Raw genomic sequence first — 23,384 nt, forward strand, 5'->3', positions numbered from 1 at the left:
CAAAGGCAGGTTGCTCACGTGTTACTCACCCGTCCGCCACTAAGATAATCTAAGTAAACTCAAATTATCTCCGTTCGACTTGCATGTGTTAAGCGTGCCGCCAGCGTTCGTCCTGAGCCAGGATCAAACTCTTTATTAAAGTTGTATATTTAAATCCATCAAGATTTAGATATCGATCCTAATTCATAACGCTTGCGTTATTACTCTTCGTGTTTTTTAAAGTCTTTTCTTGACTTCCCTTTATTCTCATAAAGGAATCTCAAGGGTCGTTACTTTTTTATTCGCATTGTTCAATTTTCAAGATGCTGTCTTCGCTATCTCTCTTTGAGACAGCTTAACTATTATATCACAGTTCCTTTTCTTTGTCAATACCTTTTTGAAAATTTTTTCTGTGATTTTTTCGTCTCCCTCTTCTCGGCTACGCTCCCACGCTGCGCCAGCAGACTTACTGTTTGCGTCCCCCCGAGGCGACTTAATTATTATAGCACGAGAAGACGATAAAGTCAACACGGAATGTTGAACAAGCTTGCTTCTCATTTCAAATCGAATTGTGTCAAAAAAACACAATTCCTACGAAAACGCCAGTGTCATACACAGCTCGGGACGGTTTTCTTTAAGGGATAAGGTTATTTCTCCCTCATACTCGTAGCCCGTCTCATTGATCAGAGTAAAGATATTTTCCTCATCAATGAAGTCGTTTCTGAACTCCTCATACACCGAGGGGGTAGCAAAGCGTATCTCGATGGTGTCATTTCCGTTTTTCAGCTCGCGGCGGACTATATCCTCCGCTTCGTCTATAGTTCTTGCGTAAAGACCGCTGCTGACATAGTAATTGCGGTCATCTTTTTTGCATTCATAGGGCGTAAAAAGCGAGGTATCGGCAAAATGCGTCCTCATGAATCCGCTGTCAGAGCAGAGATAGTACATCTGTCTCATTTCGCCGGATACATCGGTATCAGCCCATGTTACATCGATATTGTACCAGTCTGCCGCCACCTTCACCTGATTCCAGGCGTGATTTTCGCCCTCGTCGGTGGTGCCTGTAATGACCACGCTCTCCAGCTCCAGCTCGTTTGCAAGGAGGCTGAATGCCTTTGCATAGCCCTCACAGTTGGCTTTTCCCTCAACAAGGCAGCCATAGGCAGTGGATGCAAAGGTCTCATCGCCGCCAGTGACGTAGCTGCACTTTTTTACTATATAATCATTTATATAGCGGACCTTGTATTCATCGCCCGCAAGTCCTGCGGCGCCTCTGACAGCTTCATCAACGGCGTCGTCAAGCTCTTTCTTCATTCGGTCAAGGTCGTAGATCTTGCGGTAGACCACCTTCGCGTCCCTGACCTTGTCCGCAGTATAGTACACGGAATCAAGGTAAAAAAAACGGCTCTCCTGTTTTTCAAGTATACAGTATATCCTGGAATACTCATCGCCGTTCAGTTCGCAGGGCAGCGGTATCTTCTCCTTATGATCGGCGATACCGCGGTAAAGTGCCGCATAGACAGTCTTCTCCCTGTCGGTGAGCTGCCTGTAAACAGGTCTGTATTCAGCCTCGACCGTTGAGAGATAGCTCTTGTCGGGGTACTTTTTCAAAATTCCCGAGCCCTTTATATACCTTCCTCCTATTATCAGGCACGCCGTACATAATACTAAAAGAAAGAGCGCAGTTGTTTTCTTTCCCAATTCAGTTCTCCGAGATCATTACTGTGTTGTTGTTTATTTTGAATGACGGCAGATTTTCCACGAACTTGCTGAACTTGGAATAGCCGTAGGTCTTTACATCAAAGCCGGGTATCTTGACGCAGAGCTGCTTCTTCAGCTCGCCCAGATTATAGCCCTTGTTGCCGTTGGTGCGGATTATGGCTGCAAGAGTCTTTTCAATGCGTTCCAGGTCTGTCATGCTGGTCTTCTGGGAGACGAGTATGCTGCTCCCCTCCTGACGGAAGCTGAGGCCGTCAAAGTCCTTGAGAAACTGTGAAAACTTGGAATATCCGTAGTTTCTCACATCGAAATCGGGGTAGCGGTTGAGAAGTCTGCTTCCCAGCTCGCCGATATTTATCTCGTCCCTGAGGTTTGCATTCTCGGTTATTATGCGGACTATAGCCGTTTCCAGAGCCTTCAGCTCCACCTTCTCGCTCTCGCCCGTATTCTGAAGCTCCTCATCGGCAAGTATCTCAAGATACTTGAAAGCGTTGCAGGCTGTACTGAAGGGCTTGGGAGTCTTCTGCTCACCCATGCCGATGACGTGCATACCCGACTCACGCAGGCGTATAGCCAGTCTGGTGAAGTCGCTGTCGCTGGACACTATGCAGAAGCCGTCTATATTATGAGAATAGAGAATGTCCATGGCGTCGATGATCATAGCCGAGTCAGTGGCGTTCTTTCCCGTGGTGTAGCTGTACTGCTGAACGGGAGTTATGGCGTTGTCCAGAGCCATATTCTTCCAGCCTGCCAGGTTGGGGCGGGTCCAGTCGCCGTAAACTCTCTTATAGGTAACGATACCGTAGTTGGACACCTCGTCCAGGATATACTTGGTATACTTTGCCGCAACGTTATCCGCATCGATAAGAACGGCATAGCGCATTTCCTTTTCCATAGTTCACCTCATAGTAGTATAGTGATACATTTTTATTATAACATTTATGCTTAAATTTGTATATAGTAATTCCGCACAAAGACAAAGAGCCGTCTTTGTGCGGAATTAAGAGAACAACCGTTATTTTTTACCGCAAAAAAGCGGTACAGCAGAAAAGTCATAAGGATATAAAAAATCCCGAAACTATTGCTTCGGGATTTGTGTAATACCAAGGTTATTACCCCAGTACTATGGAGCGGATTACGAGGCTCGAACTCGCTACCTCCACCTTGGCAAGGTGGCGCTCTACCAGATGAGCTAAATCCGCATTATATATAGAACGCTTCCGCGTTCTATATGGTGCTTCCGGTCGGAATCGAACCAACGACACGGGGATTTTCAGTCCCCTGCTCTACCGACTGAGCTACAGAAGCGTGTTGGCGACCCCGAACAGATTCGAACTGTCGACCTCCTGCGTGACAGGCAGGCGTTCTAACCAACTGAACTACGAGGCCATGTGGTGGGGACTACAGGGCTCGAACCTGTGACCCTCTGCTTGTAAGGCAGATGCTCTCCCAGCTGAGCTAAACCCCCACTTTACAGACGCCTTATCCTTGGCGACGAAAATAATTATACCACAGGAAAATGAGTTTGTCAAGCATTTTTTGAAATTTTTTTTGAGATTTTTTTCAAATGAGGAGTATGCGGCTGTTTTTCGGTAAGAATTTGCAGAAAATTTTTTCGGCGGACAAAAAAAGGACGCCCGATGGGCGTCCCTACACTAATCACTTATCCTCTTTTGGCGCAGCAGTATAATACAAACAGCGCCGCACACTATCATTACGGGGAAGGTACTGAGTATAAGCACCCAGAATTCCGACACCCTGTACTCAAAGGGAGTTCCGTCAGCCTTCATGGCAAACAGAGAAAGCTCTGACGTGAGTGTCAGGTCAAGCACCATATGGCACAGCGCCGCAGGATATACCGAGTCTGTGCGCTTGGTGAGCCAGGTGAGGAAAGCCGAAAGGGCTATGCACATGACTATCATTGCTATGAAGCCGCCGTAGGGGAAGAAGTCGTAGTCCCTGCCGAAGTCATAGCCGTATGCAAGGAGAGGTCCGTGCCACAGCGCCCAGATAATACCCGTTACCACTATTGCCAGCGGTGTGGGCATGAGCTCCTCGAGCTTGGGAGTGAGATAGCCCCGCCAGCCCAGTTCCTCGCCAAAGCCGTGGGCAGCCATAGCCAGTCCCGTGGCAGGAGTGGTCAGCAGCACAGCGGTCGTGAGCATACCATTGTCGCAGAAGGCGCTGTCCCCTATGCTTCCGCTCTTTACTATAAAGAGGTGGAGTATTAGTCCGCTTATAAGCGGCAGCAGCACGGGAAATATCACAGCAGCAGCGTAGTATTTGCCGCTTTTTCTTCTGCCTGTGCCGAGAAGGGCGTCTTTGAAGCCCTCTTTTGTTATGAGCCTTGTAATTATCACCGCTATTGCAGGAAAGAGCATGAGGCTGTTGCCTGCCAGTGCGCTGGTGAGACCGCCCTCCTTGTCCGAGAAGGCAAATCCCAGCACATACATCGGCAGATACGCAAGTACGATGTACAGAGCTATTCTGAGCAGAGTTTTCTTTTTACTTTGCATAGTGATCAACTCCTTTCAGATACCATTTTACGGAAAGTCTGTATGAAAGGTAGTACAGCACCGTTATCCCCACAGCCGCTATACCTGTGCCAAGAGCTATTTTTCCGGCAGCTTCGGGATCATCAAGGCTCTCGAACAGTCTGTCCCAGAACGAGCTCATATCGGCAAAGGGCGAAAGATCGCCGAACAGCAGGTATACAGCGCCGCCAAGGACCACGGCAACAATAAGCACCATCTTTACAACATTGCCTGTCTTTCCGCCGAATCGCACCATAAGAGGATACTCCAGCGAGCGCATGAAGAGCTGAACATAAAACAGCACCATATACAGTGATGTTGCAATGGCTATATCATGATTTCCGTCATAGGCAAAGCTGTTCACAAGGGTGAGCATTGTAACTGTCGCCATAGCAAAAAACAGGGTGACAATATATTTTGCGCCGATCTGCCTCTTTATGCCGTCGGGTGTAGAAGCTGTATAATACGCCCATTTGCGGCGCTCGTCGTCCTTGAACATGGTGACCTCGAATGTGCCGCCTATCAGAAACGCCATAACTGCGCCGACTCCCGAAACCAAGGCACTGACACCGCCCGATATGTCCTTCATATCGGGAGAATTCCGCATCAGCAGCGCTATAGACACAGGATAGACCATCATGCCGAACATGAACAATATTATTTTGTACCAGCTAAGTCTGAGCTCTCTGTAAAGGAAACCTGTCATCAGTACCGCCTCCTTTTAAGCTCTTTCACAGCCCATATATACATAAGCAGGACCGTAAGAACAAATACTATGGGAGCTATCCACACAGCCATATCGCGGTACTTCACAATATATGGCATGAGCACCTTCCTCATTCCCGCATCGCCTTCCAGATCGGGATAGAGCCTTTTCGCCTCTGCATAGCCGAACTTTATCACCTTAAATGTGCCGTAACCCAAAGCCGCAAACAAAGGCGCCGCAATAGCCAGACCTATGGCTGCATTTTTTGCCTGTGTCCTGAATCTGAGCATACTCGGAATATCCAAAAAGCATACAGCTCCGTAGAGCATACCTGCAATTAAGATATTCTTGAAATGTCCCATGCTCATGGGCAGCTTTGCCGCTGCCGAAAAAATAATATCCGCAAGAAAGGCGAGCACCATACCCAGAATCAGAAAAGTTCCGCGTACAATGAATTTTGAAGCAGCTACTTTCTTTTCGCTTATTGGAATAGTATATGAATAGAGCTGCCAGTGAGACTGATAGTCCTTTTCTATGATGTCGTTATGACCGTATACAGTGCCTACTATAGCGATAAGTCCTGCATAAATGTACATCTGCGAATACATGGAGCTCCGCATTTCTTCAACGCCTTCTGTCCCTGCGAGATTTCCCGCATAGGTACTTATGAAGACCAGTGAGAGCATACCCACAAAGATCACATACACCAGGAGCATCATTATAAAAGGCTTGCGGCTGAGATAAAACTCACGATAGATAAGACCTTTCATTCATCTCCACTCCTTTTTGCTGCGGTTGACGTAGTAGATCATTATCTCCTCGAGTGTAGCGGGATCGATAACGGCTCCCGAATACTTGCGGCTGCACTCAGCCCTGTCAGCCACCATGACTTCGGCGCCGAAGTCCGAAAGACGGGCGCTGATTATGTCCTCGGGGGCTATTTCCTTGTAATCGCTCTTGGTGCATTTTAGCACGCCGTGGCTGTCCAGTATATCGTCCTTGTAGCCGCTTATGAGCAGCTTTCCCTTGTCGATAAAGGTAACGCTATCCGCCACCTTGTCAAGGTCTGAGGTGATATGTGAGGACATGAGGATAGTGTGCTCCTCATTCTGGAGATATTCAAGGAAGATATCCAGTATCTCGTTCCTGACAACGGGGTCAAGACCTGTCGTAGCCTCGTCCATTATAAGGAGCTTTGCATTGTGAGACAGTGCGGAAGCTATCTGGAGCTTCATCTTCATGCCCTTTGAGAACTTGCCGAACTTCTTCTTTCTCGGCAGTGAAAAACGGTCAAGATAGCCGAAAAAGGTCTCGCTGCTCCACTGTTCAAACACCTCGCGGAGTATTTTGTTTATGTCGTTTGCATTGAGTCTGTCGTCAAAGGGGAGCTCGTCGAATACCGCAGCTATCTGCGATTTCACCTCAAACTCGTCCTTTACGCTGTCCAGTCCGAGGAGCTTTATCTCGCCCTCGTCCTTCTTTACTATATTGAGCAGGGCGTTTATGGTCGTGGTCTTTCCTGCACCGTTCTGACCGATAAAGCCCATAATGCTGCCCTTGGGCACGTCAAAGCTGACGTTATCGAGAGTAAAGCCGTCATACCGCTTGGTAAGCCCCTTTATCTCGACAGCATTTTCATAATCATTCATTTTCTGCCCCTCCGTAAATTAGTTCGAGCATCTCCTTGAGTTCATCAAGGCTGAGCTCGCACTGACGGGCTTTGTCGCAGACCTGAGTAAGGAGGGCTTCGGTCTGGCGCAGGTACTCCTCGCGCAAAAGCTCGGTATTCTGCCCCTTTACGAAGCTTCCCTTGCCCGTATAGGACTCGATGAAGCCGTCTCTTTCAAGGTCCTCATAGGCGCGCTTTGTAGTAATGACGCTTATGCGGAGCTGCTGAGCAAGAGTACGCATGGAAGGCAGGGCGTCCCCCGCTTTCAGCGTACCGTTCAGGATAAGAGCCTTTATCTGAGAGGATATCTGCTGATAGATAGGCTCACCCGATGAGTTGCTGATAATAATATCCATATTTCACCTCATGCATGATTGTATATATACATTATACACATTATAACATCTGTATATACACTTGTCAAGACCTTTTTGAAAAATTGCAAAAGAAATTTTAAGTTATTAGTTTTTAGTGCTTAGTGCATAGTTATCTGCTTAACCCGAAATACCAAGCACTATGCACTGACCACTAACAACTGTGTATATGATAGACAAAAGAAAACAACGTTTTTTAGTCAAAATCGCCTATTTTTAAGAAATAATATAGACAAGTCCCGAAAAATAATATATAATAAGATGTATATATAATTCGGCATCCGTATGCCGTAAATGCGGAAACCGCAGTTTCGTCTGCGGCTTCGGAGCACTAAAACATGAGAGTAATCACAGGCATTGCAAGAGGCCGCAAACTTGTGGCGCCCGAGGGTCTGGATGTCAGACCTACTGCCGACAAGGTAAAGGAAGGCATCTTTTCAGCCGTTCAGTTTGAACTGGAGGGGGCAAGAGTCCTCGACCTCTTCGCAGGAAGCGGTCAGATGGGCATAGAAGCACTGAGCAGAGGCGCAGAGCGCGCCGTGTTCATAGACAGCTCGCTCCGTTCCATAAGATGTGTCAACGAAAATCTGAGGAACACAGGCTTTGAGCGTCAGTCAGAGGTGATAAACCGCGACAGCTATGACTATATAAAGCTCACCTCCCAGACCTTCGACATCATTATCCTCGACCCGCCCTACCGATATAACCATATCGCAAATATCCTCCCCTTCGCAGCTAAAAAGCTCAGGGACGGCGGTATCATCATATGCGAATATGAGACAGAGGCGGATGAGCCTGCGGCTCCCGAGGGTATGAGACTGAGAAAGACCTACCGCTACGGCAAGATAAATGTCTCGATCTTCTGCAAACCATCCGAGGAGGTGGCTGACGAATGAGAAGAATAGCCGTTTGCCCCGGAAGCTTCGACCCTGTTACCCTCGGACATCTGGACATCATCACACGAGCCTCAAAGCTCTTTGACAAGGTGATAGTCCTCATATCCAGAAACGCAGGCAAGGCACAGCCAAGCTTCACGGCTACGGAACGTATGCTTATGATAGAACAGGTCACCCGTGACCTTGACAATGTTGTAATAGATATCCTTGACGGGCTCCTTGCGGACTACGTCAGGAACGTGGGGGCTGTCGCCATTGTAAAGGGTCTGAGAGCTGTCAGCGACTTTGAGTATGAATTCCAGATGGCTCTGGCAAACAAGAAGCTTTATGCAGGAGCGGAAACGGTCTTTCTGACCACAGCAACGGAGAATATGTATCTCAGCTCCAGCCTGGTAAAGCAGATAGCTTATTTCGGCGGCGACATAACTCATTTCGTTCCCAATGAAATACTTGATGATATAAAACAAAGACTTATTAAGGAGAGGTAATTACTATGAGCATTGATGAGATTTTAGAAGAAATGGACGAACTTCTTGACAAGGCGTCCTCAGTTCCCTTTGTATCCCATAAGAAGGTCATCGACGGCGAGAGAATGAGAGAGCTCATCAACGACGTCCGTCTGAATATGCCTCACGAACTCAAGGAGGCTAAGAAGATAGAATTTGACTGTCAGCGTATCCTCAACGAGGCTAAGCTCAACGCAGAATCCATCATCCGCAAGGCTGAGGAGCGTGCCGCTCAGATAGTTTCAAGAGAGGCTATCGTTACAGAGGCTAAGAAGAAGGCTCTGGATATGCTCACAAAGGCTCAGACAGCAGCAAAGAACCTCCAGCAGAACGCTGCGGCTTCAGTTGCAAAGATGCTCAATGACACCGAGAATTACTACTCAAGAAATCTCCAGAGCATCAAGGTGGTAAAGGGCAAGATCGGCAGCACTATCTCAAACGCTTCAAGCGACAAGAAGAACGACATTATGTAATAAAAACGGCGATCACAGCCGTTATATCATGCAGAATTTTGCCCCTGAGCATTTTAAGCGCTCAGGGGCATTGTGTTTATATAAAGTAAATCATAATTTTGCGCAAGCGCTAAAAGTGATTAGTGCATAGTGGTTAGTGATTAGTTAATGTGTTCGCTTCGCTCACAATATTTAAATATTGTCGCCGCAGGCGACACCTCAACTATTCACTATTCACTAATCACTATTCACTCAAATCGCGTTTATCCTATTATGTCCTTGCTGAACAGGCGCATAACGTCCATTTTCAGCGCTTTATTCTGCGGCTTTTCAAGAAGGGGATCGTCGGCAAGGAGCTCCCTTGCGCAGCTCTGTGCACGGTTCATCAGCTCCATATTGCAGGCAATATCCGCTATTTTAAGCGGCGGAAGTCCGTGCTGTGCGCTGCCGAAGAAGTCTCCGGGACCGCGCATTTTCAGGTCCTCCTCGGAGATCTTGAATCCGTCAGAGGTTGAGGACATTATCTTCATTCGCTTCACGCAGTCCTCGGTGGTGTTGTCCGTTATGAGTATGCAGCTGCTCTCAAAGCTGCCTCTGCCCACTCGTCCGCGGAGCTGATGGAGCTGGGAAAGTCCGAAGCGCTCCGCATTCTCTATGACCATTACAGCCGCATTTGGTACGTCCACGCCTACCTCAACAACGGTGGTGCAGATAAGCACCTGTATCTCACCGTCGCGGAAAAGCTTCATGGTCTTGTCCTTTTCGGCAGCCCTCATTTTTCCGTGGAGCAGCGCCGTGGTATAGCCCTTCAGGTCGTTCTTAGCAGCGTTCTCCGCGTAGGTCTTGACGGCAAAGAGCTCGCTCTCGCTCTCCTCTATCATGGGGCAGACCACATAAGCCTGACGCCCCTCGTCAAGGCGCTCCCTGACGAAGCCGAAGGCTCTGCTGCGCAGCTTTCCCGTTACAGCGTAGGTCTTTATGGGCTTCCTGCCCTTGGGAAGCTGAGTTATCGCCGATATATCAAGGTCTCCGTATATAATGAGTGCCAGCGTTCTCGGTATGGGAGTCGCCGACATTACCAGCTTGTGGGGAGCGTCCCCCTTTTCCGCAAGGGCTGCTCTCTGTGCAACGCCGAAGCGGTGCTGCTCGTCGGTGATGACCAGTCCCAGCGCCTTGTACTCCACGTCCTTCTGGATAATGGCGTGGGTGCCCACAACCACATCTATCTCTCCTGCTGCTATCTCATCGCGGACGGCAGCTTTTTTCTTTGCGGTCATGGAGCCTGTCAGCAGGCAGACCTTAACGCCGAAGGGCTCAAGAAAGCCGCTGAGGGTGCGGAAGTGCTGGGTGGCAAGTATCTCCGTGGGAGCCATGAGCGCGGACTGTATGCCGTTTTTCGCCGCAAAGAAGCAGGCTGCGGCAGCAACGGCGGTCTTTCCGCTTCCCACATCGCCCTGCAAAAGCCTGTTCATAGGCACATCGCGGCAAAGGTCGCCGACTATGTCCTCCACAGCCTTCTGCTGGTCATCCGTAAGCTCAAAGGGCAGCCCCCTTGTGAACTCTCCCACATCTACCGCGGGATCCATGCGAAAGGCAGTATTCCTGCGGCTTCGTGACTTCATGACGGACATTCCTATCTGGAGCTTCAGCAGCTCGTCAAAGGCAAGTCTCCGCCTTGCGGTCTCGGAAGCCAGCTCGCTCTCGGGGAAGTGTATATTCTCCAGCGCCCACATAAGGGGAGCAAGGTCGTATTTTTTCAGTATGTCCGCAGAAAGGGTCTCGAAGGGCTCACGGCGCATTATCTCCAGAGCCTGTCGCATATTGGTTCGGACCATATTCACGGAAAGCCCCTGTGTCAGGGGATAGATGGGCTGTATCAGCACCTGCTCGTCCGCCCTGATGTACACGGGAGAGCTTATCTCCTTGCGCAGGAAGTTTCCTGCGACCTTGCCGTACATATAGTAGGTCTCGCCCTCCTTCAGCGCCTGGAAGTAGTAGACGTTGTTGTACACCACGATGAGTATATCATCGGTGCCGTCGGTAGCGGCAGCCTTGCATATGACAAGTCCGCCCTTTATGCGCTGAGGCGGCATCTTGCGGAACACGGTCAGCTTCAGCACGTTATACTCATTGAGCACAGCCTGCGCCACAGGCACATGGGTGCGGAAATCCAGATAGCTTCTTGGTATATGGTATATCAGCTCAAAGGGCGAGTTTATCCCAAGCTTGCGGTACTTTTCGCCCCGCGCCTTTCCCACGCCCTTGAGGTATTCTATATCGCTGAAAAGTGTAGTTGGCATATAGTTCTCCTTTATGAGCGGCTCCCGCTCATTTCCGAAAGCATAAAAAAGGGCGGACAACAGTCCGCCCAATGGTTTTTTACCGATTATCTCTGCTCACAGATAAGCTTGATAGCGGTTCTCTCTTCACCGTCGATAGTGATGTTAGCGAAAGCAGGAATACAGATAAGGTCGATTCCAATAGGTGCCAGATATCCCCTTGCTATGGCGATCGCTTTTATCGCCTGATTAGCTGCACCTGCACCGACTGCCTGTACCTCAACAGCCTTCTGCTCTCTGATCACGCCGGCAATTGCTCCGGCAACAGAATTCGGTGATGAATGTGATGATACTTTCAGAATTTCCATGACAAATAACCCTCCTGTTAGAAATAATTGTACGTTGACTGCCAAATCTCTTAGGCTATTGTACAATTGTATTATACAATATAAGTTAAAAAATTGCAAGTACCTGATACAAACTTTGTAGACTATCTTATAATTAATCTCTCGATTTTGTGCGATTTGCCCTCTTTTTCATTAAATTCAACTATTGTTCCACAAAGGAAGCAATCGCCCTCTGCCGTATTGAAGCGGACAGGCATACGATAGCGGAACATTTCCACCGTGGGACCTATCTCAACTCCGAGGCAGGAAAGCTCGGGCCCCACCATTCCCACATCGGTAATATATGCAGTATGGCCGCCCAATATACATTCATCTGCGGTCTGGACGTGGGTATGGGTGCCGAAAACACCCGTGACCTTTCCCGTGAGGAAGTGTCCCATAGCCTTTTTCTCGGAGGTAGCCTCCGCGTGGAAGTCCACAAAGATATTGGGAGTATCTATATCCTCAAGGAGCTGTTCTATCTTGGTGAAGGGGTTGTCCAGAGGTTCCATATAGACGGTGCCCATAAGATTTACGACCGCCACAGAATAGGGACCTGCGTCCAGTATCCTGATGCCGCTTCCCACGCAGCCTCCCTCGGGGTAATTTGCAGGGCGGACGATATAGTCCTCCTCGAATATGTCAAGGTACTCCCTGCGTCTGAAGGCGTGATTTCCGGTAGTGATGATGTCGGCTCCCGCTCTCACAAGCATATCCGCAGACGCAGCTGTAATACCGTTGCCCTGAGCCGAATTTTCTCCGTTTACTATTGTGATGTCTATTCCGTACTGACGCTTGATGCCGCCAAGCTTGGCTGTGAGGAACTCGCAGCCCGCCTTGCCCACAACATCGCCGATAAAAAGAAGTTTTTTCATATTCCTCCGTTATTTTTTGCCTGTTTTCTTCTTGCCGCCCAGGTCGGTGTCATAGGAGATGCCTGTGCCCTGGAGGCTTACTGTAGCCTTTTTCTTGTCATTTACTGTGAATTTCACCTTTTTTCCTGCTATCTTGGGACCTTCAACGGAAATACTGCCGCCCTTCTTGTTCTTGTTGAATTTGAAAAGCTTGCCTATCTTAAAGCTCTTTCTGAAATGGAATCCCATGGTAAGACCTCCTTTTTAGCGCTCTGCAAAGGAGCAGAGAAGTTCAGAATTCTGAGTTGAAAGTTGAGAGTTAATGTGTTCGCTTCGCTAACTTTATTTCATAATGTCGCCGCAGGCGACTCCGCAACTCTCCACTTTCAACTTTCAACTCTCAACTGTAATTATTCTCATTCATTATAGCATAAACCGCCGGGATAATCAATACAATTACGGGATTTTCCACGGCTGATGAACATTTTTTCACAATATTCTTTAATATAGGTATTGTAAATCGCTATCATTTGTGATATAATTATTAAGATAGCGGTCATTTTTATGCACCGCAGCCCATTTTACAAAAGGAGTGATGACCTATGGTAGGCTTTGAAAATCATATCGGAAAGATCACTATCTCTGAGAATTACCTCACTGAGCTGGTAAAACACGCTGTCACAGACTGCTTCGGCGTTGCCGATGTTTGCAGCGTAAGCACCTTCCGTTCAGCAGTTTCCGCTCTCACAGCGGGAAAAGCCTTCAGAAAGAACAAGGGCGTGATGATCCGCACCGATAAGGAGGGCGGTCTCGTTATCGACCTGCATATCAAGGTCACATACGGCACCAACATCACTGCCGCTGTAAGCAGCATCACCCACAAGGTCAGCTTCGCTGTCGAGGAAGCTGCAGGAATAGATGTACACAAGGTCAACGTTTTCGTTGACGATATGAACGCATAAGGCGTACAGGTATATAGAATTGGAGGACTTTACTGTGATAAACGGTTCATTGCTCAGAGACGCTGTTATCTCCGCTGCCATCACCATAGCCAACAGGAAACGTGAGGTCGACGAGCTCAATGTTTACCCCGTTCCCGACGGCGATACAGGAACGAATATGTCCATGACCATCGGCAATTCCGTTGCCGAGCTGAAAAGACTGGACGACAAGGCTCCCGTATCCGAGGTGGCTTCCACGGCGGCTTCGGCTTTCCTGAGAGGCGCAAGAGGAAACTCAGGCGTTATTCTTTCCCTTATATTCAGAGGATTTTCAAAGGGACTCTCAGGCTGCACAGAGGCAGGCTGCGAGAACTTCGCAGATGCGCTGCAGTTCGGCGTAGAGGCTGCATACAAGGCTGTCATGAAACCTGTTGAGGGAACTATCCTCACCGTAGTCAAGGCTGCTGCACAGAAGGCAAGGGAGATCGCCCTTGAGACCAACGACGAGGTCACCTTCTGGCAGGAGATATGCACCGAGGCTGAGGCTGTTCTCGCCAAAACAACGGAAATGCTCCCCCAGCTTAAAAAGGCAGGAGTAGTTGACGCAGGCGGCAAGGGTCTGTGCATAATCTTCCGCGCTATGACTGATGTCTTCGCAGGCGGTGCCATTGCCGAGCCCGATGAGGCTCCCGCTCCCCAGGAGAACCAGAATGACTCATTCAGAACAGCTGTAAGCGAGTATGACGACGACATCACCTTCACCTACTGTACGGAGTTCATGCTGGAAAAGGACGATAACTGTCCCGACGTATCCAAGCTCCGCGCCTATCTTGAGACCATCGGCGACTGCGTAGTGGTAGTTGATGATGAGAAGATAATCAAGGTACACGTTCACACCGATAACCCCGGAAATGCCCTCCAGAAGGGACTTGAGTTCGGTCACTTCATCAACGATCCCCGTCCCAAGATAGAGAATATGCGTATCCAGCACGAAAACAAGGTCAAGGACGCAAGAGCTGCCGAGGAGGGACTTACTCCCGCAGAGCCCGAGAAGGAGTTCGGATTTGTGGCAGTTGCCGCAGGTCACGGTCTTGAGGCTATGTTCACAGACCTGGGCGCAGATGTTGTGGTAAAGGGCGGTCAGACCATGAACCCCTCCACCGACGATATTCTCCGCGCAATACTGAAAACTCCCGCTAATACAGTATTCGTGCTTCCCAATAACAAGAACATCATCATGGCAGCCGAGCAGGCTGTAAAGCTTACCGACAGAAAGGTATGCGTGCTCCAGACCAGGACTATCCCCCAGGGTATAGCTGCTATGCTGGCATTTGACGATACACACAGCCTCAACGAGAACCGCATCGACATGACAAAGGCATTCGAGAAGGTCTCAACGGGACTTATCACCTTTGCCGCAAGAGACTCCGAGTTTGAGGGTCACCAGATAAAGGAGGGCGAGATACTCGCTCTTGACAACGGCAAGCTCTCGTTCACAGAGCGCGACATCAACAAGGCTACATACAAGCTGGTCAAGAAGCTGGCAAAGGGCGATGTGAGCTATGTAACTCTTATCCACGGCGCAGATGTGCCCGAGGAGAACGCAGAGGAGCTCCGGAAGTTCATACAGTCCAAGCTCAGCGACAAGATAGAGGTAATGCTGGTAAACGGCGGACAGCCCGTGTACTACTACATCATCTCGGTAGAATAAAAAACATTCCCCGAAGCAGTTCAAAAATGCTTCGGGGATTTTTTATCAGAGTTGAGAGTGGAAAGTTGAGAGTTGAGAGTTAAAGTGTTCGCTTCGCTCACTTTATTTCAATAATGTCGCCGAAGGCGACACCGCAACTCTCAACTCTCAACTAAAAAATCCCCCGAAACGATATTGCTACGTTCCGGGGGACTTTTTTCATTTTTAGCTCTTGAGAGCCTTTTCCAGCCATACGCTGGCAATATCAAGTGCCTCATAGAGACCGCACTCTCTCTCGGCGTTCTTGACAAAAGCCTTCAGAGGATTCGGCTCGTTGGTGTCCATCTGGACAACTCTCACCTTTGAGGTGACCTGCTCGCCGTTCTCCTCCTTTGTCTCAAGTATCTGAATGAAGATAACAAAGGGATCTGACATATAACCGTAATATATCTGGTTGCCGTTTCTTACCAGAGGGTAGCCCTTGTATGTGTTGAATTTCTCGCTCATTATTTACCTCCTTGGGATATTACCAGGTTTTGATATAGTCCTCTCCTGTGTCTATTCTCTTTATATTATCTATGAGGGTGTTCACATAAGACTTAGTGCAGTAATACTTGCTCTCGCCGTTTACAACGATGAGTGAACGCATTAACGAATCGTCATAGAAATCGAAGGTGGTGGTCTTTCCCGAATAGGAATCCTTTATCTTTATGGAAGCCGCAGGCTCTCCCTCGGGAACAGGAACGCCAAGAGCAAACTCCTCACCGTTAGTGCTTACCAGGAAGGAATAGAAAAGTCTGTAGCGCTCTGTATCGAAAACATCGCCGTTCTTTCTTACCACAAAGTCGGAAGCTGTGGGAGACTCGGGGTCCTCAGCGTCCTCCTTCATTGAGATGTTGAAGTCATACTTGACTCCGCCGCCGCTAACGGACAGGTCGGTGATGTTCCATACATAGTTGGTTATCAGCAGTCTCGAACATATGTCGATAGGCTGAACTGTCAGCCACTTTGCACTGTCAGCGGAGATGATGTATATTACCTTTCCGCCCTCAAGCATACCGTAGCTGCACTTGCTGCCGCTCTCGTCGGTGAAAATCTCGCTGAGGAGCAGCACATAGCTGCTGCCGTCATCGCAGTCCATGGTCACCTTGCAGAAGGGGTCGCTGAGACCTGCCTCGGCGATGTCCGCCTCTGTGCAGTGGAGAGCGTATATGTCCGAAGCCTTGAGGCCGAACATACCGTTTGTGATGTCTGTGGATTTCTCTACGGTGAGGTAGCTCTCCACAGGCTCGACCATGATATGTGTAGCTGATGTGCCGCCTGATTTGCCGTCCTCGGCGGACTTGTCATACTCAAGGAGTATATCGCTGTCCATGTCGCTGCGCTCTATCCTGAGGCTGTTGATTATGGGATATTCCTCGTCAGAGGGCTTTGCCAGCACAGTTTTCTCTATGAGCTCCTTGTTGGTCTTTGAGTAGTTGGCAACTGTGGACTGATTTACCGTATAGACGTCGTTGCTGCCCTCCACGCGGAAGTAGACCGTATCCTTTGAGGGAGTGACATCGCCCACATAGAACTTTACCTTATTGCCCGATTCGTAGGTGAATTCCACCTCAGTCGCGGGCTGTGCAAGACCGTATTTTCCCAGGTCTGTGCAGTCACGGGCGATAAGGCTCTGAGCCTGTATGCCGTTGCCGTTGTTGATGAGAGTACCCACAACGGAGGTATTCACATCCAGGTCCTTATAGTCCTTGAGAGTATAGGTAGCGCCGACGCCGTTTTCATCGGGAGCGTCCTTCATCACTATCTTCAGCTCATCGTCGGCATTTTTGACGATAGCCTCCTTTACGACGCCCTTTTCACCGTTATCGCTGACGAGGACAGTTCCCTGTCCCTCAGCCTCGGTAGCCAGCAGCAGTGTTGAGCTGCTGCCTTCTCCGCCTCCCTCCTCGGGAGTAAGCTTCATATAGGCATATCCGCCGCCCAGCATCGCCGCGAGAAGGGCGCTGAGAGCGATAATGCCCTTAGCCTGTTTTTTCATTTATTTCGTCTCCTTAACAGTACTATTACGCCCACAGCAGCAATGATGAAGGGTATGATCCATACTACTGTCACATATATCTTCTTGAGCTGAGATGCAGTGGGAGCTATAAATGAACTCTGGAGATTTTTATCGGCGATGACAACGCCCTTCTCCTTGCCTGTCATGTTGTTGACGATGCCAAGGAGTACACTTGCGTTGTTTACCGACGCTGTCTGCTGTAATAAAGTGGAGTTAGCCATTGCAGGTGAACCAAGTACGAGAATACTGCTGGTATACACCGCAAAGTCCTCCGAATGCTGCTTCTGAGAAAGGATAGCAGCGACTCTCTCACCCTTTTCACCGTATTCGGGCTCATCAGATGTGATGTCTGCTGAATATGACTCAGCTGATGACTTGAGCACTTCCTTTACGATAGCCTCATTGTTCTTGGTTATAGGTGTGAGCTCTCTTGTATACTGAGAGATGATGGGAAGTCTGTCATTGGGGAGCTCTCCCACAGCCTCGCTGTCGCTTACGGAAACGATGATGTTTGAGGGGCTGTTGCCAACAGCATTTGTCTCATCGAGAATGATGTTATTCTCAACCTTGATGCTCCAGTCGGCGAGGAACTCGTCGATATTGGGGAGATTGGTCTTTGAGACATCGGGAGCGTAGATCATGCTCCTGTCATACTTTCCGCCGTTGTAGAGGAAGTCGCTGAACTTCTTGATTATATCCTCAGTAAAGTCAACGGAGGGAGCAAGGAGAACTACCATATCGTAATCCTCGGGGCTTATCTCGTCCTGAGCGATGTCAATATCGGTGCAGTCATAGCCGTTCTTTGTAAGGAGCTCCTTCTCGAAGGACTCGGCATAGCCGCCGTAGCCCTGCTCATCGTAAACAGCAAGGTTGTTCATGGTCTTAACGAATGCCACCTTTACGGGGTGAGCATCTGTAACGCTTGTGATAGCAGAGGTGATAGTGCTCTCGCCTGTGAATACGAACTTGAGCTGCTGGCTCTGCATAGCTACCTGGTCGGGTGTGAGCATATTCATGACATCAGTCTCGTCCAGGACTCTTACTCTGTCGCCGGAAGCAATAACTATATTTCCGCGGAGAATATCGCCGTTGTAGTTCTTACTGTACTTTGCAATGGCATCGGGGTCCTTGTCAAGGTCAACGTATTTTACGTTTATGCTGCCCTTGCCCTGCTGAGCGTATACGGAATACTTGTCCAGGAGCTCGGGGATCAGCTCATAGGGCACCTCTGCGGGTACGCCGTAGTTAGCGGCAAAAAAGCTCTCTCTGTAGTTGCCCAGAGCCTCGAAATAATCTCTTTCGCTGGTGACAACGATGTCAACGTCCTTGTCCAGAGCCTTTACGGCATTTATGGACTCATCGGTGAGCTCATATCTGTTGTCGGGGGTAATATCTATCTTGATGGGTGAACGCTTTGCGAAGATGTTCACCATGATGTTGAGGATAACGACCACAGCGATCACAAGAGCAATGATTATATAGAACATTGTGCCGTACTTGAGCTTTCTGTGCTTGTCGGGATCCTTCACGGGATCAGCCTCAACAGCTGTTACTTCATCGACTTTTTCTTTAACGGTCTCTTCGACCTTTTTGCTGTCGATCTCTTTTTTACTCATCTGTATCAAAACCTTCCTTTCCTGTTAGATCAGCTCCAGCGTCTCTTCTCAAGCACCTTGACGGTGAAGAAGTTGAAGAGGAAGGCTGCACTGATGAAGAAAACGATGCTGGGAAGGCTGAATACTCCCCTTGTGAACTCAACGTATCTTGAATAGAACGCAAGCTTTGATACCACGAAGTATATTGCCTTCTTAAACTTGCCGCCGTTCTGGAAGTTGGAGACCATGACCTCCGAGAGGTAGATGACAAAAAGAAGTACAAGGCTCACTACCGCAGAAGCCATCTGGCTCTCGGTCAGTGAAGATACGAACAGTCCCACAGCGATGAAAGCGGCGCCGAGGAATATCATAGCAACATAGTTGCCTATGAGAGGCGTCCAGACCACGTCGCCCAGGTAATTGAGAATGAAAGCGTAGATGAACACTACAGACTCGGCAATGATGAACAGTGTAAGAGCTGCGAAATACTTGCCGAGAACGATGTCCCACAGACTTATGGGAGCTGTGAGGAGTCCCTGGTCGGTCCTGTTCTTCTTCTCCTCGCTGAGGAGCTTCATTGTGAGAACGGGTATAAGGAACAGAACGATATAGAACATTGAGCTGAAAAGTGCCGAGGTATCAGTGGTGGCATTGCCCACAACTCCGTTATAGAAGAATATACCCGATACGAGCCAGAACACAGCAAGAAATACGTATGCCACGCCCGATGTAAAGAATGCGCCCATTTCGCGCCTGTAGATAGCCAGCATTATTCCTCACCTCCGTTATTGTCTTCGCTGTCATCGGAAACGATGCTGTCGCCGTCTCCGTCATCTTCCTTGTCATCGTCCTCCTGAACGGCTTTGATCTTGCCGTTTGCAGAACGCTTTATCTCGATCCTGGGCTTCTTTGACTTGCCGCCCTTTTCAGAGGCAGAGCTGTCAAGTGTCTCGCCCATGGTGATCTTGAGGAAGATGTCCTCGAGGGTGAGGTCTGAGAGCTGGAGCATAAGGATATTCCAGCCTTTTTCTGCGCAGAGCTTATTGATGTCGCGGCGGACGTCTGTCTTGCCGTCGGTCTCAACGTCGTAATCGTAGATGCCCTTCTCGCGCTCCATGTCAGCACGGACGTACTTTACGCCGCTGATGCTCCTGATAGCCTCTGCGATGACGCGCTTGTCGTCAGCGGAGTGCTCGGGGCCCTCGATACGAAGAGTCATCTTATGCTCATTGGTTATCTTCTTTGCTATCTCGTCGGCAGTACCGTCGGCAGCTACCTCTCCCCTGTTGATAATGATTATCCTGTCGCAGACAGCCTGTATCTCGGGAAGGATATGAGATGAAAGGATAACTGTATGTCTCTTGCCCAGCTTCTTGATAAGGCTTCTTATCTCGATTATCTGGCTTGGGTCGAGACCAACTGTGGGCTCATCGAGAATGAGCACAGGGGGATTGTTGATAAGAGCCTGTGCCATGCCGACTCTCTGTCTGTAACCTTTTGAAAGGTTCTTGATAAGTCTTCCTCTTACGTCCTGTATCTTGCAGAGATTGCAGACGTCCTTGAGGTGAGCCTTTCTGGGCAGCTTGCACTTTTTAAGGTCGTACATGAAGTTGAGATAGGCATCAACGGTCATATCCACATAAAGGGGAGGTATCTCGGGGAGATAGCCTATATTTGCCTTTGCCTTCTTGGGGTCCTCAAGAATATCGGTGCCGTCTATGAGGACTGCGCCGGAGCTTGACGAGATATATCCCGTCAGCATATTCATGGTGGTGGATTTTCCCGCGCCGTTAGGTCCGAGGAAGCCGAGTATCTCGCCTTTTTCGACCTTGAAGCTGATATTGTTTACGGCAAGCTTGTCGCCGTACATCTTAGTAAGGTTCCTGACCTCTATCATTGGGTTTTACCCTCCTTATTGCGTATGTTGCGGCATGAGCCGCTTATATTCACAGCTTTTACTATGGTAATACCTGTATGTGATAACAAAGTGAAAGCAGTGCGAATTTTTTACAATATATTCAGAGCCGCTTCCATATCGCGGTGTATCTGCTCCCTGAGCTCCTCCAAAGAGGAGAACTTCATCTCGGGGCGGATGAACCGTTTCAGCGAAACTCTCAGCGGACTTCCGTAAAGGTCTCCCGAAAATCCGTGTATATAGGTCTCGGCAAGGGGAGCTCCCCCGTAGTTCACGGTGGGCTTCATGCCGATGTCTGTCATTGAGGGGAATGACTTCCCGTCTATTTGCGTTACTGAGGCGTAAACGCCGTATCTCGGGACCTGCTGTCCCTCGTCAAAGAGCTGGTTTGCCGTAGGGAAGCCGATAGTGCGTCCCAGCTGAGCGCCGCGGCTGACAGTTTTCATAATTGTGTATGGACTGCCTAAAAGGGTATTCGCCCTTTCGATACTGCCCTCCGCCAGAAGTCTGCGGATAAGGGTAGATGAGACTCTCTCGCCGCCGCAGAGGACGTCCTCAACGGTCTCAACGCGGAAGCCGTATCTTTCGCCGAAGCTTCTCAGCTCAGCAATGCCGCAGGAGGCTCCCTTGCCGAAGCGGAAGTCGTTGCCGCAGCACACGAATGCAGCATTCAGCTCTCCGCGGAGTATCCTCTCCGCGAATTCGGCGCCGTCCATGCCGCATATATCCGCAAAGGGCGGTGAGTATATACGCTCGATGCCGCACTCCCCGGTGAGGATAGCAGCCTTTTCGTCGTCGCCGTAGATGAAGCCGCCGGTGCCCTTTTTCGCCGCACTCCGTGACGGGAAGGTAAATGCGCAGGCAGTCATTCCCTGCTGTTTGCAGTCCGAAGCCGCCTTCAGCACGGCTCTGTGTCCCAGGTGGACGCCGTCGAAAAGTCCCAGAGCAACAGCGGAATACTTCTTCTCCATGCCGTCACCCCAGATTCTTTCCCACTCTCAGCAGTCCGCTCTCACGGTCCGCAATGGCTGTGCCGATAAAGCCCCCGTCGGAGCCGTACACCGCATATTCGCCGATGCCGTCCCTTATGCCGCGGACTCTTTCTAAATCCAGCTTTACGCCGTTTCTGTACATTCTTGTCTGAGCCTCGCCCAGTCTCAGCTTCGGCAGCTTCTCAAAGACGCGCTCAATGGGGAGAATGAGCTCCTCAAGCCTGTCCTCGTCCCTTGCCTGCTGTATCTCCTCAAGAGTGTGGCAGTCATCAAGGGTGAAGCCTCCCGACGATGTCCTGACCAGAGAGGTCATGATGCCTCCGCAGCCCAGTCTGTCGCCGATGTCGCTGATAATAGTTCTTATATAGGTGCCCTTGCCGCAGGAAATGGACAGCACTCCTTCACGGTTGCTGCTGTCATAGATCTCCAGCACAAGAGATGATACCTCTATCTCACGGGGCTGACGCTCCACCTCAACGCCCTGTCTTGCCAGGTCGTAGAGCCGCTTGCCGTTCACCTGAACAGCCGAATACATAGGCGGGAGCTGCATTATCCTTCCCGTAAAATCCGGGATAACAGCCTCAATATCCGCCTGACTGACCGCCATATCCGAGGTGTTCTGCACCTGCCCCCATACGTCCTGAGTATCCGAGACAGCTCCCAGGCGGAAGCCCGCACGGTAGCTCTTGGTATTGTCGGGCATGATGTCACACGCCTTTGTGGCAGTTCCCACAAAGACAGGCAGTACTCCCGTCGCCATAGGGTCGAGAGTGCCGCCGTGTCCCAGTCTTTTTATCCGTAGTATGCCGCGGAGCTTCGCCACAACGTCAAATGAGGTGAAGTCCTGCGGTTTATTGACGCAAAGGATACCGTTCATCAGCCCAGCGCCCTTTCAACAGCTTCGATGAGCTGTTTTTTCGCGTCCTCAAGGGGACCGTCTATGGTGCAGCCTGCTGCCTTTGCGTGACCGCCGCCGCCGATGAGCTGGCATATAGCCGAAACGTTCACATCGTTTGCGGAGCGGAACGAGCATTTGAACACTCCGTCCTCGCGCTCGCGCATGAGAATGCCCACCTCTGTGTTTTCCAGCTGTATGGTCAGAGGTGCAAAGCCCTCAAGCTCCTCCATAGAAACTCCCATGTCCTTCATCATATCCTGGGTAATGGCAGCGATAGCCAGCTTTCCGCCCAGGCAGTATTCCATGAGCTCGTTGACCTTAGCCTCAAGCTTCAGTCTGCCCATAGACTTGACGTCGAACATATAGCGGTTTATCCTTGCGAAGTTTATATCGTAGCTGCGCATCATCTCTGCCGCTATCTCGTGAGCACGGGGAGTGGTGCAGTCGTACTTGAAGCAGCCCGAATCCGTGGATATTCCCGTATAAAGGCACATAGCGCAGTGCCTTGTTATTTTCACGCCCATGTACTGTGCAAGGTCATAGATTATCTCACAGGCAGCAGTGGCGTCGCCGCGGAGGAGAGTTTTCTCCGCGTAGTTCTTGTTTGAAATGTGATGGTCGATGCAGAGCTGCACCTTGCCGCCGTAGATGTCCTTATAGTCGCCCATAAGGTTCTCGTCGGCGATGTCAACAGCGATTATGGTCTTTGGCTCAAAGTCCTCTCCTGCTCCCTCACTTGTGAGGAATCCGTAACGTGCAGGGAAGCCGTCGTGGCAGACCACTCTGCTCCTTATACCCATCTGAGCAAGTATATCCTTCAGACCGAAGCCTGCTCCTATGCAGTCGCCGTCGGGGTTGCGGTGAGTGATTATCACCGCGTCCTCGCAGTTTCTGAGGAACAGCTCAGCCTCACTGAAACCGATGAACATACTCTGCC

At 49.8% G+C, this 23,384-nt stretch carries 24 protein-coding genes, 4 tRNA genes and 1 rRNA gene; 5 read left to right on the forward strand and 24 right to left on the reverse strand.

All coding sequences use genetic code 11. From position 1 onward, the window contains the following. The 12 genes from T488_RS0105710 to T488_RS0105770 form a co-directional block, all read right to left on the reverse strand. Positions 1–139 (reverse strand): 16S ribosomal RNA (locus T488_RS0105710); the annotation flags it as partial. 431 nt (positions 140–570) lie between these two features. Continuing rightward, positions 571–1,590 (reverse strand): transglutaminase domain-containing protein, encoded by a 1,020-nt coding sequence (locus T488_RS0105720; RefSeq protein WP_028519966.1) that lies wholly within the window; start codon positions 1,588–1,590, stop codon positions 571–573. A 91-nt stretch (positions 1,591–1,681) separates the two neighbouring features. Beyond that, the gene (locus T488_RS0105725; protein ID WP_028519967.1) at positions 1,682–2,593 is read right to left on the reverse strand and encodes an NYN domain-containing protein; all 912 of its coding nucleotides are present in this window, start codon (positions 2,591–2,593) and stop codon (positions 1,682–1,684) included. Between the two features lie 231 nt (positions 2,594–2,824). Then, positions 2,825–2,900, reverse strand: a tRNA-Gly gene (locus tag T488_RS0105730). Between the two features lie 30 nt (positions 2,901–2,930). After that, a tRNA-Phe gene (locus T488_RS0105735) sits at positions 2,931–3,006 on the reverse strand. 4 nt (positions 3,007–3,010) lie between these two features. Beyond that, positions 3,011–3,087, reverse strand: a tRNA-Asp gene (locus tag T488_RS0105740). A 3-nt stretch (positions 3,088–3,090) separates the two neighbouring features. Beyond that, positions 3,091–3,166 (reverse strand) — tRNA-Val (locus T488_RS0105745). 187 nt (positions 3,167–3,353) lie between these two features. Next, the gene (locus T488_RS17085) at positions 3,354–4,214 is read right to left on the reverse strand and encodes a CPBP family intramembrane glutamic endopeptidase (protein WP_051536341.1); all 861 of its coding nucleotides are present in this window, start codon (positions 4,212–4,214) and stop codon (positions 3,354–3,356) included. Continuing rightward, entirely contained in the window at positions 4,204–4,938 is a 735-nt protein-coding gene (locus T488_RS0105755) for an ABC-2 transporter permease (protein ID WP_028519968.1), read from the reverse strand. The genes T488_RS17085 and T488_RS0105755 overlap by 11 nt, the downstream gene beginning before the upstream one ends. Next, on the reverse strand, positions 4,938–5,708 hold the full coding sequence (locus tag T488_RS0105760; protein ID WP_028519969.1) for an ABC transporter permease: 771 nt from the start codon (positions 5,706–5,708) through the stop codon (positions 4,938–4,940). Before T488_RS0105760 ends, T488_RS0105755 begins: the two co-directional genes overlap by 1 nt. Next, entirely contained in the window at positions 5,709–6,587 is an 879-nt protein-coding gene (locus T488_RS0105765) for an ABC transporter ATP-binding protein (protein ID WP_028519970.1), read from the reverse strand. Continuing rightward, positions 6,580–6,963, reverse strand: coding sequence for a GntR family transcriptional regulator (locus T488_RS0105770; protein ID WP_028519971.1), 384 nt, complete (start codon positions 6,961–6,963; stop codon positions 6,580–6,582). Before T488_RS0105770 ends, T488_RS0105765 begins: the two co-directional genes overlap by 8 nt. A 356-nt stretch (positions 6,964–7,319) precedes the next feature. Here T488_RS0105770 and rsmD point away from each other — a divergent pair, with 356 nt between their 5' ends. Genes rsmD through T488_RS0105785 form a run of 3 tightly spaced genes read left to right on the forward strand, consistent with a single transcriptional unit; the run spans position 7,320 to position 8,856 of the window. After that, positions 7,320–7,877 (forward strand): 16S rRNA (guanine(966)-N(2))-methyltransferase RsmD, encoded by a 558-nt coding sequence (rsmD, locus tag T488_RS0105775; RefSeq protein WP_028519972.1) that lies wholly within the window; start codon positions 7,320–7,322, stop codon positions 7,875–7,877. Next, entirely contained in the window at positions 7,874–8,365 is a 492-nt protein-coding gene (gene coaD / locus T488_RS0105780; RefSeq protein WP_028519973.1) for a pantetheine-phosphate adenylyltransferase, read from the forward strand. The genes rsmD and coaD overlap by 4 nt, the downstream gene beginning before the upstream one ends. A gap of 5 nt (positions 8,366–8,370) precedes the next feature. Next, entirely contained in the window at positions 8,371–8,856 is a 486-nt protein-coding gene (locus T488_RS0105785) for a hypothetical protein (protein WP_028519974.1), read from the forward strand. 242 nt (positions 8,857–9,098) lie between these two features. Here T488_RS0105785 and recG read toward each other — a convergent pair whose 3' ends face one another. The 4 genes from recG to T488_RS0105805 form a co-directional block, all read right to left on the reverse strand. After that, positions 9,099–11,135: an ATP-dependent DNA helicase RecG gene (gene recG / locus T488_RS0105790; protein WP_028519975.1), complete on the reverse strand. Its 2,037-nt coding sequence runs from the start codon at positions 11,133–11,135 to the stop codon at positions 9,099–9,101. Between the two features lie 86 nt (positions 11,136–11,221). Continuing rightward, positions 11,222–11,482 carry a stage V sporulation protein S gene (locus tag T488_RS0105795; protein WP_028519976.1) on the reverse strand — a complete coding sequence of 87 codons (261 nt, stop codon included), beginning with the start codon at positions 11,480–11,482 and terminating at the stop codon, positions 11,222–11,224. Positions 11,483–11,604: 122 nt separating this feature from the next. Further along, a complete protein-coding gene (locus T488_RS0105800; protein ID WP_028519977.1) occupies positions 11,605–12,375 on the reverse strand; it encodes a TIGR00282 family metallophosphoesterase in 771 nt (256 codons plus the stop codon). A 9-nt stretch (positions 12,376–12,384) separates the two neighbouring features. Further along, a complete protein-coding gene (locus tag T488_RS0105805; protein ID WP_028519978.1) occupies positions 12,385–12,603 on the reverse strand; it encodes a DUF4236 domain-containing protein in 219 nt (72 codons plus the stop codon). 353 nt (positions 12,604–12,956) lie between these two features. On the opposite strand from T488_RS0105805, the gene T488_RS0105810 reads away from it, so the two are divergent. Further along, positions 12,957–13,316 (forward strand): Asp23/Gls24 family envelope stress response protein, encoded by a 360-nt coding sequence (locus T488_RS0105810; protein ID WP_028519979.1) that lies wholly within the window; start codon positions 12,957–12,959, stop codon positions 13,314–13,316. Positions 13,317–13,350: 34 nt separating this feature from the next. Next, positions 13,351–15,006, forward strand: coding sequence for a DAK2 domain-containing protein (locus tag T488_RS0105815; RefSeq protein ID WP_028519980.1), 1,656 nt, complete (start codon positions 13,351–13,353; stop codon positions 15,004–15,006). 204 nt (positions 15,007–15,210) lie between these two features. Here T488_RS0105815 and T488_RS0105820 read toward each other — a convergent pair whose 3' ends face one another. From T488_RS0105820 to T488_RS0105855, 8 genes are all read right to left on the reverse strand, one after another. Beyond that, complete coding sequence (locus tag T488_RS0105820; RefSeq protein WP_028519981.1) at positions 15,211–15,492, reverse strand: hypothetical protein; 282 nt, start codon at positions 15,490–15,492, stop codon at positions 15,211–15,213. A gap of 19 nt (positions 15,493–15,511) precedes the next feature. Further along, complete coding sequence (locus T488_RS0105825; RefSeq protein ID WP_028519982.1) at positions 15,512–17,026, reverse strand: DUF4340 domain-containing protein; 1,515 nt, start codon at positions 17,024–17,026, stop codon at positions 15,512–15,514. Then, positions 17,023–18,663: a GldG family protein gene (locus T488_RS0105830; protein WP_028519983.1), complete on the reverse strand. Its 1,641-nt coding sequence runs from the start codon at positions 18,661–18,663 to the stop codon at positions 17,023–17,025. Before T488_RS0105830 ends, T488_RS0105825 begins: the two co-directional genes overlap by 4 nt. A 29-nt stretch (positions 18,664–18,692) precedes the next feature. Continuing rightward, positions 18,693–19,412, reverse strand: a complete 720-nt coding sequence (locus T488_RS0105835) for an ABC transporter permease subunit (protein ID WP_028519984.1) — start codon at positions 19,410–19,412, stop codon at positions 18,693–18,695. Further along, entirely contained in the window at positions 19,412–20,539 is a 1,128-nt protein-coding gene (locus T488_RS0105840; protein ID WP_028519985.1) for an ABC transporter ATP-binding protein, read from the reverse strand. Before T488_RS0105840 ends, T488_RS0105835 begins: the two co-directional genes overlap by 1 nt. Before the next feature lie 110 nt (positions 20,540–20,649). Continuing rightward, a complete protein-coding gene (gene ribF, locus T488_RS0105845) occupies positions 20,650–21,528 on the reverse strand; it encodes a riboflavin biosynthesis protein RibF (protein WP_028519986.1) in 879 nt (292 codons plus the stop codon). A 4-nt stretch (positions 21,529–21,532) separates the two neighbouring features. After that, positions 21,533–22,426: a tRNA pseudouridine(55) synthase TruB gene (gene truB, locus T488_RS0105850; RefSeq protein ID WP_028519987.1), complete on the reverse strand. Its 894-nt coding sequence runs from the start codon at positions 22,424–22,426 to the stop codon at positions 21,533–21,535. Further along, positions 22,426–23,376: a DHH family phosphoesterase gene (locus T488_RS0105855; RefSeq protein WP_028519988.1), complete on the reverse strand. Its 951-nt coding sequence runs from the start codon at positions 23,374–23,376 to the stop codon at positions 22,426–22,428. The genes truB and T488_RS0105855 overlap by 1 nt, the downstream gene beginning before the upstream one ends. Positions 23,377–23,384: the final 8 nt, after the last annotated feature.

The sequence above is a fragment of the Ruminococcus flavefaciens ND2009 genome (genome assembly GCF_000621785.1).
Classification (GTDB): Bacteria; Bacillota; Clostridia; order Oscillospirales; family Ruminococcaceae; genus Ruminococcus; species Ruminococcus flavefaciens_C.

Excerpts from the sequence above, each read along its gene's own strand:
- ribF (WP_028519986.1), bottom strand. The coding sequence starts at position 21,528 with ATGGAGAAGAAGTATTCCGCTGTTGCTCTGGGACTTTTCGACGGCGTC.
- T488_RS17085 (WP_051536341.1), bottom strand. The coding sequence starts at position 4,214 with ATGCAAAGTAAAAAGAAAACTCTGCTCAGAATAGCTCTGTACATCGTA.
- T488_RS0105855 (WP_028519988.1), bottom strand. The coding sequence starts at position 23,376 with ATGTTCATCGGTTTCAGTGAGGCTGAGCTGTTCCTCAGAAACTGCGAG.
- T488_RS0105760 (WP_028519969.1), bottom strand. The coding sequence starts at position 5,708 with ATGAAAGGTCTTATCTATCGTGAGTTTTATCTCAGCCGCAAGCCTTTT.
- T488_RS0105840 (WP_028519985.1), bottom strand. The coding sequence starts at position 20,539 with ATGATAGAGGTCAGGAACCTTACTAAGATGTACGGCGACAAGCTTGCC.
- T488_RS0105830 (WP_028519983.1), bottom strand. The coding sequence starts at position 18,663 with ATGAGTAAAAAAGAGATCGACAGCAAAAAGGTCGAAGAGACCGTTAAA.
- truB (WP_028519987.1), bottom strand. The coding sequence starts at position 22,426 with ATGAACGGTATCCTTTGCGTCAATAAACCGCAGGACTTCACCTCATTT.
- T488_RS0105770 (WP_028519971.1), bottom strand. The coding sequence starts at position 6,963 with ATGGATATTATTATCAGCAACTCATCGGGTGAGCCTATCTATCAGCAG.
- T488_RS0105765 (WP_028519970.1), bottom strand. The coding sequence starts at position 6,587 with ATGAATGATTATGAAAATGCTGTCGAGATAAAGGGGCTTACCAAGCGG.
- coaD (WP_028519973.1), top strand. The coding sequence starts at position 7,874 with ATGAGAAGAATAGCCGTTTGCCCCGGAAGCTTCGACCCTGTTACCCTC.
- T488_RS0105785 (WP_028519974.1), top strand. The coding sequence starts at position 8,371 with ATGAGCATTGATGAGATTTTAGAAGAAATGGACGAACTTCTTGACAAG.
- T488_RS0105800 (WP_028519977.1), bottom strand. The coding sequence starts at position 12,375 with ATGAAAAAACTTCTTTTTATCGGCGATGTTGTGGGCAAGGCGGGCTGC.
- T488_RS0105805 (WP_028519978.1), bottom strand. The coding sequence starts at position 12,603 with ATGGGATTCCATTTCAGAAAGAGCTTTAAGATAGGCAAGCTTTTCAAA.
- T488_RS0105835 (WP_028519984.1), bottom strand. The coding sequence starts at position 19,412 with ATGCTGGCTATCTACAGGCGCGAAATGGGCGCATTCTTTACATCGGGC.
- rsmD (WP_028519972.1), top strand. The coding sequence starts at position 7,320 with ATGAGAGTAATCACAGGCATTGCAAGAGGCCGCAAACTTGTGGCGCCC.
- T488_RS0105755 (WP_028519968.1), bottom strand. The coding sequence starts at position 4,938 with ATGACAGGTTTCCTTTACAGAGAGCTCAGACTTAGCTGGTACAAAATA.
- T488_RS0105725 (WP_028519967.1), bottom strand. The coding sequence starts at position 2,593 with ATGGAAAAGGAAATGCGCTATGCCGTTCTTATCGATGCGGATAACGTT.
- T488_RS0105825 (WP_028519982.1), bottom strand. The coding sequence starts at position 17,026 with ATGAAAAAACAGGCTAAGGGCATTATCGCTCTCAGCGCCCTTCTCGCG.
- T488_RS0105795 (WP_028519976.1), bottom strand. The coding sequence starts at position 11,482 with ATGGAAATTCTGAAAGTATCATCACATTCATCACCGAATTCTGTTGCC.
- T488_RS0105820 (WP_028519981.1), bottom strand. The coding sequence starts at position 15,492 with ATGAGCGAGAAATTCAACACATACAAGGGCTACCCTCTGGTAAGAAAC.
- T488_RS0105810 (WP_028519979.1), top strand. The coding sequence starts at position 12,957 with ATGGTAGGCTTTGAAAATCATATCGGAAAGATCACTATCTCTGAGAAT.
- recG (WP_028519975.1), bottom strand. The coding sequence starts at position 11,135 with ATGCCAACTACACTTTTCAGCGATATAGAATACCTCAAGGGCGTGGGA.